Origin of the sequence: Secundilactobacillus paracollinoides, assembly GCF_001702155.1 — a bacterium.
Taxonomy (GTDB): Bacteria; Bacillota; Bacilli; order Lactobacillales; family Lactobacillaceae; genus Secundilactobacillus; species Secundilactobacillus paracollinoides.
In genome coordinates, this window is record NZ_CP014912.1 from 1,713,990 (window position 1) to 1,730,194 (window position 16,205).

The following is a 16,205-nucleotide window of genomic DNA, read 5'->3' on the forward strand; positions in this document are numbered from 1 at the left end:
AGAGGGCAGTTGATCATGAAAATTTTAATGTATACGGTGCGCGAAGATGAACAAGCAGCAATCAAACACTGGGAGAGTCTGCACCCGGATTTTCAGGTGGCCACGAATACGGTACCGTTAACGGCCGATACCGTTGACCTCGCGAAAGGGTACGACGGCATCGTGGTGCAGCAGCACGTTACCATCGATGATCCAGTCATTTACCGAAAACTCCACGATTTCGGCATTAAACAGTTGACGTTGCGGATCACCGGTTATGAGATCGTTGACCTGAAACTAGCTGCGGAAAATGCCTTAGTGGTCACAAATGTGCCAGCGTACTCACCACGGTCAGTGAGCGAATTGGTCTTGGCGCACGTCATGTACCTCGTGCGGCACCTGGGAATCGCCCATGCCAATAGCCGCCAGCAGGACTTTCGCTGGATCGGATTAGAGGCCAACGAAATTCATAACCTGACCATCGGTATCATTGGTGCGGGCAAGATTGGGAGTGCCGTTGCCCGGATCTTCCGCGCGCTGGGATCGACCGTCATTGCGGCTGACCCGATCCACCGACCTGAACTCGGCGACACGCTGACGTATACGGACCACAAAACCGTTTACCAAACGGCCGATATTGTAACGATGCACACGCCGCTGACGCCGGAAACCACGCACATGATCGATGCAGCCGTGTTTAAGCAAATGAAACCGTCAGCGTTCTTCATCAACGCTTCACGGGGTCCCGTTGTGGTGGCAGACGACTTGGTGGCGGCCCTTGAAACCCACGAAATTGCGGGCGCCGGCATTGATACGATTGAAGGCGACAGTCGGCTCTTCAGTCAAGATTGGCGCGGTAAACCGCTAAACAACGCACCGTTAGAAAAATTACTGACCATGCCGAATGTGAGTGTGAGTCCCCACGTTGGCTTTTACACGGATGCGGCAGTCGCCAACATGGTTGAAATTGCACTGGATGATGTGCGGACGATTTTGGCGGGTCAAAAGAGTCGCCATGAGGTCACTGAATAGATGTTTGAAATAACTTTCCGTTGGCTAGCCGCGGGAGGTTATTTTTTTTGATATCATCGTGGTTAATCACGAGGCTACAAACTCTGGCGTTAATAGAGTAAAATAAAGGGTATAAGAAACCGCTATCAATAACGGGAAGGGGTGATTCGGTTGGGCGTGACATTACCACAACCATTTAATTTTAAGGGTGGCAACAGCGCGGTGATTCTCCTCCACACGTTTGCCGGGTCACCAATGGACGTCCAAATTTTAGGGCGAAACGTCCAGCGAGCCGGGTACACTGTTGTGGGACCGGCGTTCTCGGGACATGCCACAGCGGATCCAGCCAATATTTTCCTTCAGGGCAATCCGACGCAGTGGTGGGCGGACACCCAGTTGGCTGTTAATCAGTTAAAGGCGGCCGGTCATGACCAGATTGCCATTTTCGGCGAATCACTGGGCGGGTTGTTTGCCATCAAGGCAATGGAAGAACTGCCAAACATTGTGGCTGGTGGCACCATTTCCACGCCGTTGTTTCCAATTGATACGAGTCGAGTCGCTGACCGGTTCTTGCAGGACGCGCGGGCGTGGTACGAAAAAATTGGGACACCAAGTGAGACGCTCACGTCAAAAATGGCGTTTTTAACAGAACAGATTCACTTGACGTTGCGGGCCATTGGGGACTATACTGTGCCAATCCATGACAAGCTGAACGTTATTAAACAACCGACATTTATCGCCCAACCGGATGCGGATGAATTGATCTATCGCACGGTTGGTCCACGGTTAGCAGAAACGTTGCAGGATCAGACGATGGTGAGCTACCATCACTATCCCGATGCACCGCACGTCATGACCTATAGTCCGCAGGGACGGGTACTGGCGGATGATCTGGTGGCATTTCTTAAAACTGTATTCTAGCGGCTGTCCCCTGAGAAAGGGGGCGGCTGGTCGTCAGCTCTAATCCCGGTTAAAGGAAGGTGAACGTGATGAGACAACTCAAAGCAACACTGCTCGTTGGGGCAAGCCTGTTGCTGTTTGGCAGTGTGGGGGCATCCACACGGGCTAAGGCGGCAACGACACCGGCACCAAGTCAAACGGTACTAGCCCATACTTCCAGCTATTATGCGCGACATGAACTTGCACTGATTACCCGTTACGGCATTGATCTGAGTTATCAAACGGCCTACAACAAAGCCGGGCATATATGGGTGTATGACCAAACGCAGAATAAGGCGTTGCATCAGAGCTTGAAGGTTGCGATGGCCAACTGGAACGCGAAGTTGGGTACCAAAGTCTTCTATGTGGGATCCAAAAACTACCACACGATGGTCGTGAAACTCAGTGACGGCAAGTCAAATGATGGCAATCAAATGGCGTGGTGGTTACCGACAACAAAAACCATTCAAGTTGATAAATCGTACTATACGGATCAATTAAGCTTCATTGATAAATACATGAAACGCAATTACGCCCGCACCCCTGAGACTGGGGTGACGACAACCCAAGCGGACGCCACGATCGATGCGACGGCTGCCGGGACAGCCCGGACGGTTGAATACAGTCGGGTGCTGACGCACGAACTGGGCCATACGCTCGGGTTGACACATTCGAAAAATAAGACGGATCTGATGTACGCCGGTCTCGCGTTCGATGATATTTATTCGTATCAGGATGTGACGGCTACGAGTATCTGGGCGAACCCGCTGTCTACTACGGATGTGAAGCGGGGGGAGTTGGCAGTTAAAATAGAGTAGAGCGTGGAACAAGGCGGTTTAGGGGCGGTGTGTAAGGGACTCTGACCGAAAAGTCCGGGCCTGACTTTTTGGTCAGAGTCCCTTACACGTTAGCCCCGTGCCTTGTGAAACGCGTTTCGGCAAGGATGCCTAGAAAGTTCAAAGGGGCCATAAGTAATCACCCACAACCTAAAAACAGTACACACAAAATAAAGAACCCCCCTTCAAAAATCGGCTTGCGATTTTGAATGGAGGTTCTTTATTTTCCTATAGTTCAACCATTTATGCACTGTTATCTCCCTAACCTGTGGATAACATCGTGGATTGTGAATTACTGTAAAAATCTGTAGAATAGCGTTAATAACAACTACTGGATAAGCTAAGGAATAACTAGTATGGCACGGCGCAACGTGAAAAGTAATAAACGTATTTGTCACACCATCAAACAAAATATACATTCACATCCACACAGTTTCCACAAGCTATCCACAGGTTATGCACAGACTTATCCACAGTGTGCACAGAGAGGGGTTTATGATGATGCCAACGTTTCTAACAGCAACTGAAATGACGACCGCAAGACAGTTGATTGCTGATAATCCGCGGTTAGAAGGCTTTGTTCCGGGCGAGGGTAGTCTCACACCTGCGTTTACGCTGGTCAGTGAGGCACCAGGCCGAGTCGAAGCGCAGACGGGCCACGGGTTTATGGGACCGGCTGGGCAAAAACTCAACGAGTGGTTAGCATTTCTCGATGTCACGCGCAACGATATTTATATGACGGGAGCGGTGCGGGGACGCCCCTTTACCGAAACTAACGGCCGAAAACGCGATCGTAAGCCTAGCAAAAAGGAGGAAGCGGCCTTTGCACCCTTGCTGGATGGTGAACTTGCAAGGTTACCAAAGGACCACGACCTCCTTGTGCCATTAGGCAATACTGGATTACAGCGGTTATTGGGGAATCAGGTAAAAATTGGCGATGTGCATGGGCGTTGTTTCAGCCACGCGATTCGGTACTGGGATGGTCAGACCTATCAGTGGACTGAGCGCGAGTACCGCATTTGCGCCATGTATCATCCGTCCTACGTTCGCCGTTTCCCTAAAATGCAGGCAACGGCAAGTGCTGACTTAGCAGCGTTGAAGGCGGTATTAGACTAGCGCTGGGTTCTTTAGAATGCGCACGCGGAACACGGCATCGATGGCGCTTAAACGGGCAATCAGGTCATTTTCGACTTCCTGCTGCAGATGCTTTACATCAATGACGGTGTAGGCAACGTCGTCGCGGGCGGCGTTGCTCATGCCCTCAATGTTGATGTTGGCGTTGGCCAGTGACGTTGCGATTTGGCCGACCATGTTCGGAATGTTTTTATGGATCAGGGTGATTCGGTACGGCGTCGTAAATGGGACTTGCAGGTTCGGCAAGTTCACACTGTTTAAAATATTCCCAGTTTCTAGGAACGTCATGATGGTTTCGGCACCCTGAATGGCACCGTTAGTTTCGGCTTCAGCTGTTGACCCGCCAATGTGCGGGGTGACCACAACGTCATCACGGTCGAGGATCTCATCGCTGCCAAAATCGGTGTAGTAGGTGCGGGCTTTGCCGGCATCAAGGGCGTTGACGACTGCAGCGTTATCCACGATACCGCCGCGCGCAAAGTTAAAGAGGGCAACGCCTGGCTTCATTTCAGCAAGCTGTTCGGCACCAATCATCCCTGTTGTTTCGCTGTTCTTGGGAACGTGAACGGTGACAAAATCAGCCTGTTTAATGGCCTCATCAAGGGTCTGTGCCCGGTGGATGTCGGTGGAAATGCGCCATGCTGCGTCAGAGGTGAGGTAGGGATCGTAGGCAATGACTTTCATCCCAAGATGGTTCGCAGCGCTCGCAACCAGGGAACCAACGTGGCCGACACCAATAACAGCCAGCGTTTTACCTAACAGTTCTTCGCCGTTAAACTTGGTTTTATCACGTTCCGTCCGTTTTGAAATATCCGCACCACTGTTATGAGCAGCGTAATCGGCGGCCGCAAAGAGGTTCCGAGTCGAGGCAATCAGCATGGCGACCATCAATTCCTTCACGGCGTTGGCGTTGCTGCCAGGTGTGTTGAACACGGCGGTGCCGTTGGCCGTTGCCTGATCTAACGGAATGTTGTTGAAGCCGGCACCAGCACGGGCGATGACCTTAAGTGATTGCGGGAAAACGTGGTCGTGCAGGTCGACTGAGCGGATGAGGTAACCGTCCGCGTCGTCGGTCTGATTGAGTTGATACTGGTCGGTGAACCGGTCCAAGCCGGCTTGGACGATGGCGTTGTACGTCTTTACTTGATACATAGTGAATTCCTCCTTGGATGTGGGTTAACGGTGTGCTTTTTCAAATGAATAGAGTTCGTTGACCAGTGCTTGAACCCCGTCAAACGGCATGGCGTTGTATAGACTGGCACGCAAACCGCCAACACTTCGGTGGCCTTTTAAACTCATTAAGCCGTGGGCGGTCAGGTCGGCGATGGCGGCCTTATCCAGGTCGTCGTCACCAGTCATGAACGGGATATTGGTCAGCGAACGATCAGCTGGTTTAACGTGGTTGTGGAACAGGGTTGAATGATCGAGGTAGTCGTAAAGCAGGCTAGCCTTCTTTTCATTGCGCCGCTGCATTTCATCCACCCCGCCGTTTTCCTTGATCCATTTGAGGACAAGCCCCGTGGCGTAGATGGAAAAGACAGCCGGCGTGTTGTACATGGAGTTCTTCTTAGCAAACAACGAATAGTTCAGGATACTTGGAATATGGGGCACTTCCTTGATGAGATCCTTGCGCACGATGACGATAACGGTGCCCGCTGGCCCAATGTTTTTTTGGACGCCGGCAAAGATCAGCCCGAAGTCTGAAACGTTGTAGCGCTGGGCGGTGATGTTGGAGGACATGTCGCCGACTAGGACGGTACCGTTGGTGTCAGGCAGGGTGTGGTAGGCGGTGCCTTCAATCGTGTTATTGGTGGTGATGTGTAGATAGTCGTAGGTGTTTTGGGCCAACGGCGCTGGAAGGACGGGGAGTTCCTGGTAGTGGTCAGGCTTGGTGGTTGCTAAAGTATCAACGGTATAGCCTAAATTATCAGCTTCCTTGGCTGCCCGGTCTGCCCAGTGGCCGCTATCGAGTAAGGCGATGCGATGATGCGTGGTTGCAAGGCTCATCGGCACAGCCGCGAATTGGCCGGTACCGCCGCCTTGGAAAAACATGACCTCATAATTGTCAGGAATGGCCATCAGGTCGCGCAAATCATCCTGTGCGGTGTTAATGATGTTGTCAAACAGGGCCGACCGGTGGGAGATCTCCAAAATACTCATCCCGGAGCCTTCCAGGGATGGTAAGTCGGTTTGAATCTTCTTGATCACGTCATTTGGTAGGGTCGCCGGACCAGCGGCGAAGTTGTAAACAGTCATTAGTTGAGCCTCCAATTAGAATTTTATGAGCAGATAGATTAAAAAAGCCCTCACAGTTTTCACTGCGAGGGCGGTTATCATCACTTATTCAGTGGCCTCACAGTGTGATATGAATCACCTATGTGAAGCCTTTTTTGGCGTTGCCAAAGGGGCCTACATAGATGGGACTGTAGACCAGGAGGAGGATGTTTGGTTGTTCATGTTGTGTGCGTTCATCGTAATCGGCCTCCATTTCTTTAATTAAAATTTAACAGAGGAATTTAGGAATGTCAACAGGTTTTAGCAGACTTGTCTGAAATTCTATGCCATAATAACAGCAGAATAAGAAAAACGGAGGCACACTATGACCGACTTTTATTTCATCCGTCACGGGCAAACGACGGCCAATATTCAGGGACTCAAACAGGGGACAATGAACACTGAGATCACGGAACTAAACGAGACTGGACTAGCGCAGGCAGCAAATCTACGCGACCATTTTGACATTAGTTTTGCAGACCAGTTGGTGGCGAGCCCCTTGAACAGGACGCGCCAGACCGCTGCTATTTTGAACGAGAAGGCGCAGTTACCTGTCAGTTACGATGAACGGCTGTTAGAGATTTCCTACGGCGACTGGGACGGCCAGAAGAACCGAGATTTAGAGAAACAATATCCCGATGTCTTCGACCACCACTTACACGATGTCCTGCCCAGTTACGTGGCATTAGCGCATGGCGAATCGTTTGATACAGTGGTTGCGCGGGTTAAGGCGTTTATGACCGACCTAGCTTCTCAGAATCCAGATCAGTCGATTATCGTTGTGACGCACGGGTTTACTGTTAAGGCCGCTGCGATGGTTGCAGTTCAACCGGGGAATGTGATGGCGTTGCCGGAGCCTGGGAATACTAGTGTGACTAAGATTAGTTTTGATGGGGATAGCGGGCAGGCTTATCTTTGGGGGTATAATCAGGGGTATTAACAGGTTTATCTGAATTGGCGTTGCTGGCTCCTTTGTTTTGGGGGATGGCGATGCTTTTTTGTTGGGTGTTTGGGTTTGGGGTGAAGTCTTTCTAGGCCACCGTGCCGAAACGAGCTCCCGGAAAGCAGAGGGCTACTGCGTAAGCCAACGCTGGCAAAAAATTCAGAACCAGAATTTTTTGCCAGCGTTGGCTTACGCTCCGCCCTCTAACCGCTTTCTTCCGCTCTCTTGCACTATTTTGAAAAAAACCTCCATTTCTGTCCAACATGCTCAAAAACGAGCTTTTTGACACTGGACGTTTTATAATGTAAGTGCTTACAACTGATGTGTTCGACGCTCAACGTCAATTTAAGATATTTTTGAGGTGGTTTTCTTGAAGAAGATAGGTGTTTTTGTTGGGAGCTTGCGCAAGGGGTCTTATTCTAAAAAACTGGCCAAAGCGTTGGTATCCTTACTTCCTAGTAACATTGAAGCTGAATTTTTAGATACTGGCGTTTTGCCACTATTTAACGATGATTTGGATCCGAACGGTGTTCCAGAATGGAATCATTTCCGGCACCAGCTAGACGAATTGGATGGGCTTTTGATTGTCACTCCGGAATATAACCGCTCAATTCCAGGGGCTTTGAAAAATGCCATGGATATCGGTTCGCGGCCGATCAATCATTTTGGTGGTCGGGTTGCATTGGTCGTGTCAGATTCAATCGGTAACGCCGGTGGATACGGGGCCAACCATCATTTACGGCAAACCTTTACGACGCTGGACATTATTCCGGTTCAACGCCCAGAAGTCTATATTGCCCATACAGATCAGTTGTTCGACGAGAATGATATGATCAAAAATGAAGCAACAATTGGGTTTTTACAATCAGCGATTGATGCCTTTACCAAATTGCTTTACCTGACCTCGCTTTCCAAGAGCGTTGGCGAGTTTTTGGATGATAGTACAGACCCGTTACCCTTAACGCTTGGTGATGGGCACTATTATCATAAAAACACTGACGGCAAGGTAACGGCAGAAATTAAATTCAATTTTGATACGCCAGAAACGGTTACGATTACAAGTACCACGGTTGACCCTGAGTTGCAGGGGAAGGGGATTGCCAAGCAACTCGTTTTGAAGGTTGTTGCAATGGCTAAGGCATACCAGCTTAAAATCATTCCTGAGTGCAGTTATGCTAAATCTTTCTTTGAAACGCACAAGGAATATCAGACGTTGGTTCGGTAAAATAAACGAGAATCTTTAAAAGAATCAGACTGGAAATTCGAACAGAATTGCTGGTTTGATTCTTTTTTTCTGTACAAAATATGACTTATTTTTTGGCTAAAACGCCAATCGTGAACTTATTATCAAGTTATTTCCGACTTACTGAAGGTGATTTAGATGGAACAAAGAATACTGTCAGAATACTACAGTGGAGTGAAATCCCTGTTATATCGGGGGTTGGCAGGGGATCGGATGCTATTTTAAAAGTTGAAATCACTGTCTGAAGGTACCTAAAAAGTTGTTGTATTTTGCGATAACATAAAAATACGGTTATTAATTACGATAATTTTATCCGGAATAGTACAAAATGATGCTACTAGACTAATTAATCGGCTCGAAACGTTATCAACACAACTGAAAGCGCTTTATGCATATTAGTCAAAATGAGCGCTATTTTCAATAATCACGGGTGAAAACGACCCCTGCAAAATAATTTGGATGACGGGTGGTACATTGAACGTGTCAAAAAGGACTTGCGCGAAAGGTGCCATTATTAAATTGCTTGTGAATTAATAAACAGTTATTTGCGTGAGCCAAACTAAAGGGTAACGGGCGACAATGATTTCCCGTTATCCGACACGGAGGTCTCTCAATTGGAAGCACAAACGAACCATTATCCATTAAAGCCAGATCTAATTAAGTTCGGCGGGTATGTCTTATTTCTATTCGTGGTTGGATGGGGCTTGGTCTTTACCTATCTTGACCGGTATCCATCCTTATTAGCAATGGCATTCTTATCCTTCACGTTTGGGCTTCAACATGCCTTTGACGTGGATCACATTACCGCAATCGATAACATGACGCGAAAACTGGTCAACGATGGCAAAAACACACACGGCGTTGGGTTCTTTTTCTCGTTTGGTCACTCACTGGTAGTTGTGATTATGGCGCTGATAACGATTTTCTTCGTTGAGTGGTCTAAGAACCAATTACCGAAGTTTCAAGATGTTGGTGGGGTGTTTGGGACTTTATTTGCGGGCTTTATGCTTCTGCTGCTTGGGACGATCAACCTCTTTATTTTGGTCGGTATCTGGCGGTCCTTTAAAGCAATCAGCAAGGGCGACTTTTCCACTGCGCAGGCATCGACTGATACTCGGATCTTCAGAACGTTTAAGAAAGCGCTCAACATCATTAACCATAACTGGCAGGTGGTCTGCGTTGGGTTCTTATTCGGTTTAGGATTCGACACCGCGACTCAGATTGCTGTCTTAGCAACTTCCGCTGTCGCAACTAGTAAGGGGATACCGTGGTTTGCGGTCTTTTCCTTCCCAATCCTATTTACCGCAGGCATGTGCTTTATGGATTCCTGTGATGGGCTGTTTATGAGTACGGCCTATAGTTGGGTCTTTTCATCACCGTTCAGAAAAGTATATTACAACCTGGCATTAACCGGTTTGTCTGTCACTGCCGCGTTCTTTGTGGGTATCGTGGATGTGCTGCAGGCAATTGGCGGGTACCTGAAGTGGCAGAACCCTGTCATTAAATTTGCGCAAGCATTGAATTTCAATATTTTAGGAATCTGTCTGGTCGTCTTATTTATCATTACCTGGTCAGCGGCACTGATCTTTTGGCGGGTGTTTAACCTTAAAGCTAAGGATGATGAGGTTGTTGCGGCTGAAGAAAAGCAGGAAGCTGCGTTTGAAAAACTTAATGTTACCGAAAGTACTGTGCGGGTGAATAGTGCGGTGAAGCAGACGGGGCATGAGCATAGTTTAGGGTAGGTATTCGGCGTTTAGCCTATTGTCTGCTGAATTGGAAGTTTATTAAAAAAGCCCCCAACCGAAATCGATTTGGATTTTGGTTGGGGGTTTTTTTGTTTTGGAATTTGTTGTGGTTCTCTGTCCTTGAGTCGAAACGCGTTTCGGAAAACAGAAAGTTGCATGTAAGGAGACTCTGACAGTAATGCCAAGTTCGGGCCTGACTATGTGGTTCTCTGTCCTCGAGTCGAAACACGTTTCGGAAAACAGAAAGCTGCATGTAAGGAGACTCTGACAGTAATGCCAAGTTCGAGCCTGACTATGTGGTTCTCTGTCCTCGAGTCGAAACGCGTTTCGGAAAACAGAAAGCTGCATGTAAGCCAACTCTGACGTAAATGCCAAGTTCGGGCATTTACGTCAGAGTTGGCTTACACTCCGCTTCCTCCCGTTTTCCTTCACGCTCTACCTAAATACCGGTTTACTATTCCGATACAAAATATCTTCATTTTTTCCCAGCATATTGGCATACCGAGCTACTGCGAAGAAGTAGTCCGACAAACGGTTGATGAAGACAAGGACGTCCTTATTGATGTCATCTTCACCTTGCAGCGTCACAATATGGCGTTCAGCACGACGCGTAATGGTTCGGGCAACGTGCAGGGCGGATGCTGGTTGGTTACCACCAGGCAGGATGAATTTTTGAACGGCGGGAACGGCCTCGGTGTACGTGTCGATCTTACCTTCTAACCACTTAACTGAATCGACATTAAAGATGAATGACCGCTTGGGGTCGTCGTTAAGCGTTGCCAGATCAGTACCAGCGTCGAACAGCAGTTGTTGGATCCCCTCCAGCTCGTCCTTTAACACGGCGGTTTCTGGGGTCAGAACAGAAATCGTATACCCAACCCATGAATTAAGTTCGTCAACGGTCCCGTAAGATTCCACACGAGCGTCGTCCTTGTCCACAATTTTCTTACCAATGATCCGGGTCTGTCCCTTGTCACCTTTTTTTGTGTAAATTTTCATAATGAGCCTCCTGAAATAATGGGATAAAATTACTTTTCTCCATTGTACATAAAATAACCTTAAAGTGGCGATTCTTGATGCCCGTCGATAAACGTTGCTGCAATCGTCTTTAAAGCACTTAAACTCGAAAAAACAGAATCTCTAGCAAAATGGTGGCATTCATTTTGATATGACGTCAAAATAGTTGGTTTACGACGAGAATTTGTTATAAAAGCGGTTTCAAAAATCGACCAATTAAAATGAAGTGTGTCATAACCCTTGATTGACCAGTTATTGTCAGTTGACCGTTGTGAAAATGTCATACAATATTTTATCATTCGCAATTAATTCTGTACTATTTTGAAGAAATAATAGAATTGCGGCAAAAAAATTGTTAGTTGAATCACAAGGCGTTGAAATACAAGGGGGAACCTATTATATTTTTAATAGGAACCAAGTTCGGTATGATGATGTAAGCGGCAACAATATCAATTATTCTATTCATTTAAAGAAAGTCAGGTTAGTCATTATGGGTAATTCAGATCGGTTAAGACGAATTGTTTTGGCAGCAATGTTACTTGCACTATGTGTGGTGGGCGCCAACATTAAGATCATGGGGTCGATTGCGTTTGATTCGGCCCCAGCGTTCTTAGGCGCCATTTTATTAGGACCGTGGTTTGGCGCGTTTCTTGGTATCTTTGGCCATTTGACCTCGGCTGCGTTGTCCGGATTTCCGTTAACCTTGCCGGTGCACTTAGTTGTCGGCTTTATGATGGGGGTCTGCATGTTTGTGTTTGGCTGGATCCGGCAACGGTTCGGTAAAGATAAATTTGGGGTGATCTTAATTTCTGACATTGTGGGGTACATCATTAACACCCCGTTGGAGATTCCGCTGCTTTACCCACTGTTAAAGGGCACTATATTTGCGTTGTTTGTGCCGTTGACTGTCGCAACCATCTTTAACATCGTCATTGCTGAAATTGTTTACGCGTTTTTACCAAAAACGATGAAGCACGCCAACTTCTTAGGGAGCCACTAATATGACAATTATTCATGGCGGCAATCGTGAGTTGATTGCACAGCAGGTGGGCGTTGATCCCGCGTCACTAATTGATTTTAGCGCCAACATTAATCCGTTGGGGCTGTCTCCAAAATTAAAACGGGTGATTGCCGATGCTATTGATGAGGTGATCTACTATCCCAACCCCCAGTACCCAGAATTACGTGATGCAATCGGCACGCACTTTAACGTTTCGCGTGAGGATGTGTTCGTCGGAAACGGCGCGGTGCAGATGATATTTGACACCGCAACGGCCTTACAATCGAAGCACGCATTGGTTCTGGCGCCGACCTTTGGCGAGTATGAACGCTCATTGACCCGCGCTGGCGCAAGGGTCTCACACTTTAACTTAACGCCCGAAAATGTGTTTCAGGTCTCAGTGACACAATTGATCACGACGTTAGAGGCCGACAAGTCAATTGATCTGGTGTGTCTGTGCAATCCGAATAATCCGAGTGGTCAAGTCATTATGCCAGAAGCTGTTCAGCAGCTGGCAGACTACTGTATGGGGCACAATGTCTGGCTGATTTTAGATGAAGCTTTCATGGATCTTGCAGACCACGATGCTCTGAGTGCTGTGAGTCAGCTGACCGCAAGCGATCCCGTGATTATCCTGCGGTCAGCAACGAAGTTTTTTGCGATTCCCGGTCTCCGTTTAGGGTTTGCCATCACCAAAAATGAGCAGCTTAAACAACGACTGATTGCCACGCAGGAACCCTGGTCGGTCAATACCATGGCGGCTAAGTTTGGGGCGCATATGTATGACGATGCGGTTTATATTAACCAAACATACGCATGGCTAACGACTGAACGACCACGGTTGTTTGATGCACTTAAAACGATTCCGTACTTGACCGTTTTCCCCTCAGTCACGAACTATTACTTACTCCGCAGCACGATGCCTAACCTTCGCGAAAAACTCTGGCAGGTCGGCATCATGATTCGCGACTGTTCCGATTATGCAGGACTTGGCAATGACTACTACCGAGTGGCGGTTCGAACGCATTCAGAAAATGAACAGCTGATCGCGGCACTGCGTTCAGTCGAATAGATGTCTAGCAGGTGAAAGGGCTGATTGCATGAAGAAAATAATGATTGCTGGGGCAACGAGCGGTTCTGGTAAGACCAGTGTGACGCTGGGCATTTTGTCAGCACTCAGTGGGCAGATGCGGATTCAGCCATATAAGGTTGGTCCGGACTACGTGGATACTAAATTTCATTCCCGCATCACGGGACGGCCGTCACGCAATATTGATAGTTTTCTTGTCCCAAACAATGAGACGTTAAAATACCTGTTTGAACGGGATACCAATGACCTTGATCTGGGTGTTGTTGAAGGGGTCATGGGCCTCTACGATGGGCTGGGCACTGATAAGGATGCCCATTCCTCCGCAAGCATTGCTAAGGCGCTGGCCATTCCAGTTGTCTTAGTGGTGAATGGCCGGTCAGCCTCAACATCGATTGCAGCGATAGTGAAAGGATTTCTGACATTCGATCCGGCCGTTCCAATTGTTGGTGTCGTCGTCAATAACGTGATGAGTCAAAACCACTATGAGTTGATCAAAGGGGCAATTGAACGCTACGTTAACGTCCCAGTTCTGGGGTATTTGCCGTTTAAAAAAGAGTTGGCTTTACCTTCGCGGCAGCTTGGGCTGGTACCCGATAACGAACTGCCCGAAGTGGATGCCAAAATTGCGGCGCTTGGAAAATTAGCGACCGCACATATTGATTTAAATCAGATCCTCGCATTGGCAGGCACCAGTGTGGATCCGCAGGCACCGTCACCCATTGTGACGCACCAAGTGGCGTTAACGCTTGGTATTGCCCAGGATGATGCGTTTAATTTTTACTATCAAGATAATTTAGAAGCTTTACGGGAAGCCGGCGTTGTTCTCAAACCGTTTAGTCCCATTAAGGACAAAACATTACCAGCTGATGTTGACGCACTGTACCTTGGCGGAGGCTATCCCGAAGAATTTGCGGCACAGCTTGCAGCAAATACGGAAATGAAACAAGCCATTCGAAACTTCTCGCTGGCGGATAAGCCAATCTATGCAGAGTGCGGCGGACTGATGTATTTGGGCAAACAGTTGACGACTGAAAATGGGACTTACGAGATGGTAGGTATCCTCGATGGCAGCAGTACCATGACCCCACGGTTGAAACGATTTGGGTACTGCGAGGCAACACCGGCGAAGTCGTCGCTTATTGGCATGGCTGGCACCAAATTAGTTGGTCATGAGTTCCATCACTCCGTTTTTGCTGCCCAGTCAGGACTCGAACCGATCCTTCATATGAAAAAGGTGCGGGATGGTGTTGTGGTTGACGAGTGGACTGGCGGCTACCAAGTCCGCCAGACATTTGCGAGTTACCTGCATGTTCATTTTTACCAGAGCGCAGCAGTCTTTAACGGGTTACTGGATCGGTTAGGAGCGCGTATTCATGCAAGTCATTAGTATGATTACGATTGGATTCGTATTGGATCTGCTGCTTGGCGATCCGCCGACCTGGCCGCATCCAGTTAAACTGATAGGACACGCAATTGCTGGTCTGACCAGATTGTGGAACAAGCCCGCCTACAAGCCAAGAACGCGGCGCTGGTTGGGCGGCCTCATGTGGGTGATCATCGTTGGCGGCACTTACGCAATTACGTTTGGTCTTTTATGGCTGACCCGGTCGATTCCCTGGTTACATTTTGTGATCGGCACGTATCTGTGCTACACGTGTCTGTCAATTAAGGGCCTCGCCATTGAAAGCCGCAAGATTATGGCGAGTTTACGGGAAAATAACTTGAAACAGGCTCGCTACCAGGTCGGCATGATCGTGGGTCGAGACACGGATCGGCTTTCGGCAGAGGACGTTTGTAAAGCAACCATTGAAACGGATGCTGAAAACACGAGTGACGGTGTGATTGCACCGCTGCTGTATCTAGCCGTTGGCGGTCCGGCGTTAGGTCTGGCCTACAAGGCAGTCAACACGCTGGATTCGATGGTCGGGTATCAAAACGAGACGTATGGTGATATTGGTCTGGCGTCGGCAAAATTAGACGACCTGTTCAACTACATTCCGGCCCGGCTGACCTGGTGTTTACTGATGCTGGCCACGGCGCTGTTGCGCTTTGATACCAGCAACGCGCTGGTTGTCGGCAGGCGGGATCGAGAACATCACCGCAGCCCAAACAGCGGCTTTTCTGAATCAGTTGTTGCGGGGGCGTTAAATCTACGTCTTGGCGGCCCGCACACCTACTTTGGCGAACTTGTTGATAAGCCATTTATTGGCAACGCGGATGCGGTTGCTGCCGATTTTGGGGCCATTCAAAACACGCTAAAACTCGTTTATACGGTTGCGGTTTTAGGCTTAGTCCTAGTCTGTGCTTGTCGGGTTGCATTTTTAATCATTGGAGGATTTATGGCATGAGTGATTACATTACGATTCCAAATAAAATTACGGATAAAAGTTTTGAAATGATTCAAGACGAAATTGATCATATTGATCCGAACTACACGTTTCATTCTGCAGTTGAGGAAGCCACAATTAAGCGTGCAATCCATACCACCGCAGATTTTGACTACCTCAAAAATTTAAAGTTCACCCACGACGCAATTACAAAAATCGCGCACGTGATGCAAAATGGCGGCACGATCTTTACCGATACGACCATGGCACTGGCGGGAATGAACAAGCGAAAGCTAGATGCTATTGGCTGTCACTATCACTGTTACATCAGTGAACCGGAAGTATTCGCTCGGGCGAAAGAACGCGGCATTACCCGGTCAATGGCGGCCATTGAAGTTGCGGCTGAAGTCCCAACGGAAAAAGTGTTTGTCGTTGGCAACGCGCCAACCGCACTGTATAAGATCTTAGAAATGACTAAGGCTGGTAAGTTGACACCGGATGCCGTTATCGGCGTCCCCGTTGGCTTCGTGGAAGCTGCTGAAAGCAAGCAAGCCCTCTACGAAAGCGACATTCCAGCCATCGTTGCACTAGGGCGCAAGGGCGGCAGTAACCTTGCTGCAGCCATGGTCAACGCGGTGTTGTATAACCTCGATCTTGTAAAGTAGGT

The 16,205-nt window shown here is 48.4% G+C and carries 16 protein-coding genes; 12 read left to right on the forward strand and 4 right to left on the reverse strand.

All coding sequences use genetic code 11. From position 1 onward, the window contains the following. Positions 1-12: 12 nt before the first annotated feature. From AYR61_RS07180 to AYR61_RS07195, 4 genes are all read left to right on the forward strand, one after another. Complete coding sequence (locus AYR61_RS07180; RefSeq protein WP_191982302.1) at positions 13-1,011, forward strand: D-2-hydroxyacid dehydrogenase; 999 nt, start codon at positions 13-15, stop codon at positions 1,009-1,011. A 156-nt stretch (positions 1,012-1,167) separates the two neighbouring features. Then, entirely contained in the window at positions 1,168-1,911 is a 744-nt protein-coding gene (locus AYR61_RS07185) for an alpha/beta hydrolase (RefSeq protein ID WP_056987751.1), read from the forward strand. Positions 1,912-1,979: 68 nt separating this feature from the next. After that, positions 1,980-2,747 carry a matrixin family metalloprotease gene (locus AYR61_RS07190; RefSeq protein ID WP_054712203.1) on the forward strand — a complete coding sequence of 256 codons (768 nt, stop codon included), beginning with the start codon at positions 1,980-1,982 and terminating at the stop codon, positions 2,745-2,747. A 513-nt stretch (positions 2,748-3,260) separates the two neighbouring features. Beyond that, the gene (locus AYR61_RS07195) at positions 3,261-3,881 is read left to right on the forward strand and encodes a uracil-DNA glycosylase (RefSeq protein WP_054712201.1); all 621 of its coding nucleotides are present in this window, start codon (positions 3,261-3,263) and stop codon (positions 3,879-3,881) included. On the opposite strand, the gene AYR61_RS07200 is transcribed toward AYR61_RS07195, so the two are convergent. Together AYR61_RS07200 and serC are read right to left on the reverse strand one after the other, a co-directional pair. Further along, positions 3,873-5,051, reverse strand: a complete 1,179-nt coding sequence (locus tag AYR61_RS07200) for a phosphoglycerate dehydrogenase (RefSeq protein ID WP_065902380.1) — start codon at positions 5,049-5,051, stop codon at positions 3,873-3,875. The two genes, AYR61_RS07195 and AYR61_RS07200, sit on opposite strands and share 9 nt — an antisense overlap. A gap of 24 nt (positions 5,052-5,075) precedes the next feature. After that, a complete protein-coding gene (gene serC, locus AYR61_RS07205) occupies positions 5,076-6,155 on the reverse strand; it encodes a 3-phosphoserine/phosphohydroxythreonine transaminase (protein WP_056987717.1) in 1,080 nt (359 codons plus the stop codon). 343 nt (positions 6,156-6,498) lie between these two features. On the opposite strand from serC, the gene AYR61_RS07210 reads away from it, so the two are divergent. From AYR61_RS07210 to AYR61_RS07220, 3 genes are all read left to right on the forward strand, one after another. Next, entirely contained in the window at positions 6,499-7,113 is a 615-nt protein-coding gene (locus tag AYR61_RS07210) for a histidine phosphatase family protein (protein ID WP_056987718.1), read from the forward strand. A gap of 373 nt (positions 7,114-7,486) precedes the next feature. Beyond that, positions 7,487-8,341 carry a GNAT family N-acetyltransferase gene (locus AYR61_RS15360; RefSeq protein WP_065902382.1) on the forward strand — a complete coding sequence of 285 codons (855 nt, stop codon included), beginning with the start codon at positions 7,487-7,489 and terminating at the stop codon, positions 8,339-8,341. A gap of 632 nt (positions 8,342-8,973) precedes the next feature. Then, on the forward strand, positions 8,974-10,101 hold the full coding sequence (locus AYR61_RS07220) for a HoxN/HupN/NixA family nickel/cobalt transporter (protein WP_082409392.1): 1,128 nt from the start codon (positions 8,974-8,976) through the stop codon (positions 10,099-10,101). Between the two features lie 438 nt (positions 10,102-10,539). Here AYR61_RS07220 and AYR61_RS07225 read toward each other — a convergent pair whose 3' ends face one another. Together AYR61_RS07225 and AYR61_RS15365 are read right to left on the reverse strand one after the other, a co-directional pair. After that, positions 10,540-11,103: a cob(I)yrinic acid a,c-diamide adenosyltransferase gene (locus AYR61_RS07225; RefSeq protein ID WP_191982225.1), complete on the reverse strand. Its 564-nt coding sequence runs from the start codon at positions 11,101-11,103 to the stop codon at positions 10,540-10,542. Between the two features lie 59 nt (positions 11,104-11,162). Continuing rightward, the gene (locus AYR61_RS15365) at positions 11,163-11,405 is read right to left on the reverse strand and encodes a hypothetical protein (protein ID WP_191982226.1); all 243 of its coding nucleotides are present in this window, start codon (positions 11,403-11,405) and stop codon (positions 11,163-11,165) included. 206 nt (positions 11,406-11,611) lie between these two features. Here AYR61_RS15365 and AYR61_RS07230 point away from each other — a divergent pair, with 206 nt between their 5' ends. From AYR61_RS07230 to AYR61_RS07250, 5 genes are read left to right on the forward strand one after another with little or no spacing between them, the layout of a single operon-like run. Further along, positions 11,612-12,121, forward strand: a complete 510-nt coding sequence (locus tag AYR61_RS07230; protein WP_065902387.1) for an ECF transporter S component — start codon at positions 11,612-11,614, stop codon at positions 12,119-12,121. A gap of 1 nt (position 12,122) precedes the next feature. Continuing rightward, on the forward strand, positions 12,123-13,193 hold the full coding sequence (gene cobD, locus AYR61_RS07235) for a threonine-phosphate decarboxylase CobD (RefSeq protein WP_054707901.1): 1,071 nt from the start codon (positions 12,123-12,125) through the stop codon (positions 13,191-13,193). Positions 13,194-13,221: 28 nt separating this feature from the next. Continuing rightward, positions 13,222-14,598 (forward strand): cobyrinate a,c-diamide synthase, encoded by a 1,377-nt coding sequence (locus AYR61_RS07240; protein WP_065902389.1) that lies wholly within the window; start codon positions 13,222-13,224, stop codon positions 14,596-14,598. Continuing rightward, positions 14,585-15,559 carry an adenosylcobinamide-phosphate synthase CbiB gene (gene cbiB / locus AYR61_RS07245; protein WP_054707903.1) on the forward strand — a complete coding sequence of 325 codons (975 nt, stop codon included), beginning with the start codon at positions 14,585-14,587 and terminating at the stop codon, positions 15,557-15,559. Before AYR61_RS07240 ends, cbiB begins: the two co-directional genes overlap by 14 nt. Then, positions 15,556-16,203, forward strand: a complete 648-nt coding sequence (locus tag AYR61_RS07250; RefSeq protein ID WP_056987720.1) for a cobalt-precorrin-8 methylmutase — start codon at positions 15,556-15,558, stop codon at positions 16,201-16,203. The genes cbiB and AYR61_RS07250 overlap by 4 nt, the downstream gene beginning before the upstream one ends. Positions 16,204-16,205: the final 2 nt, after the last annotated feature.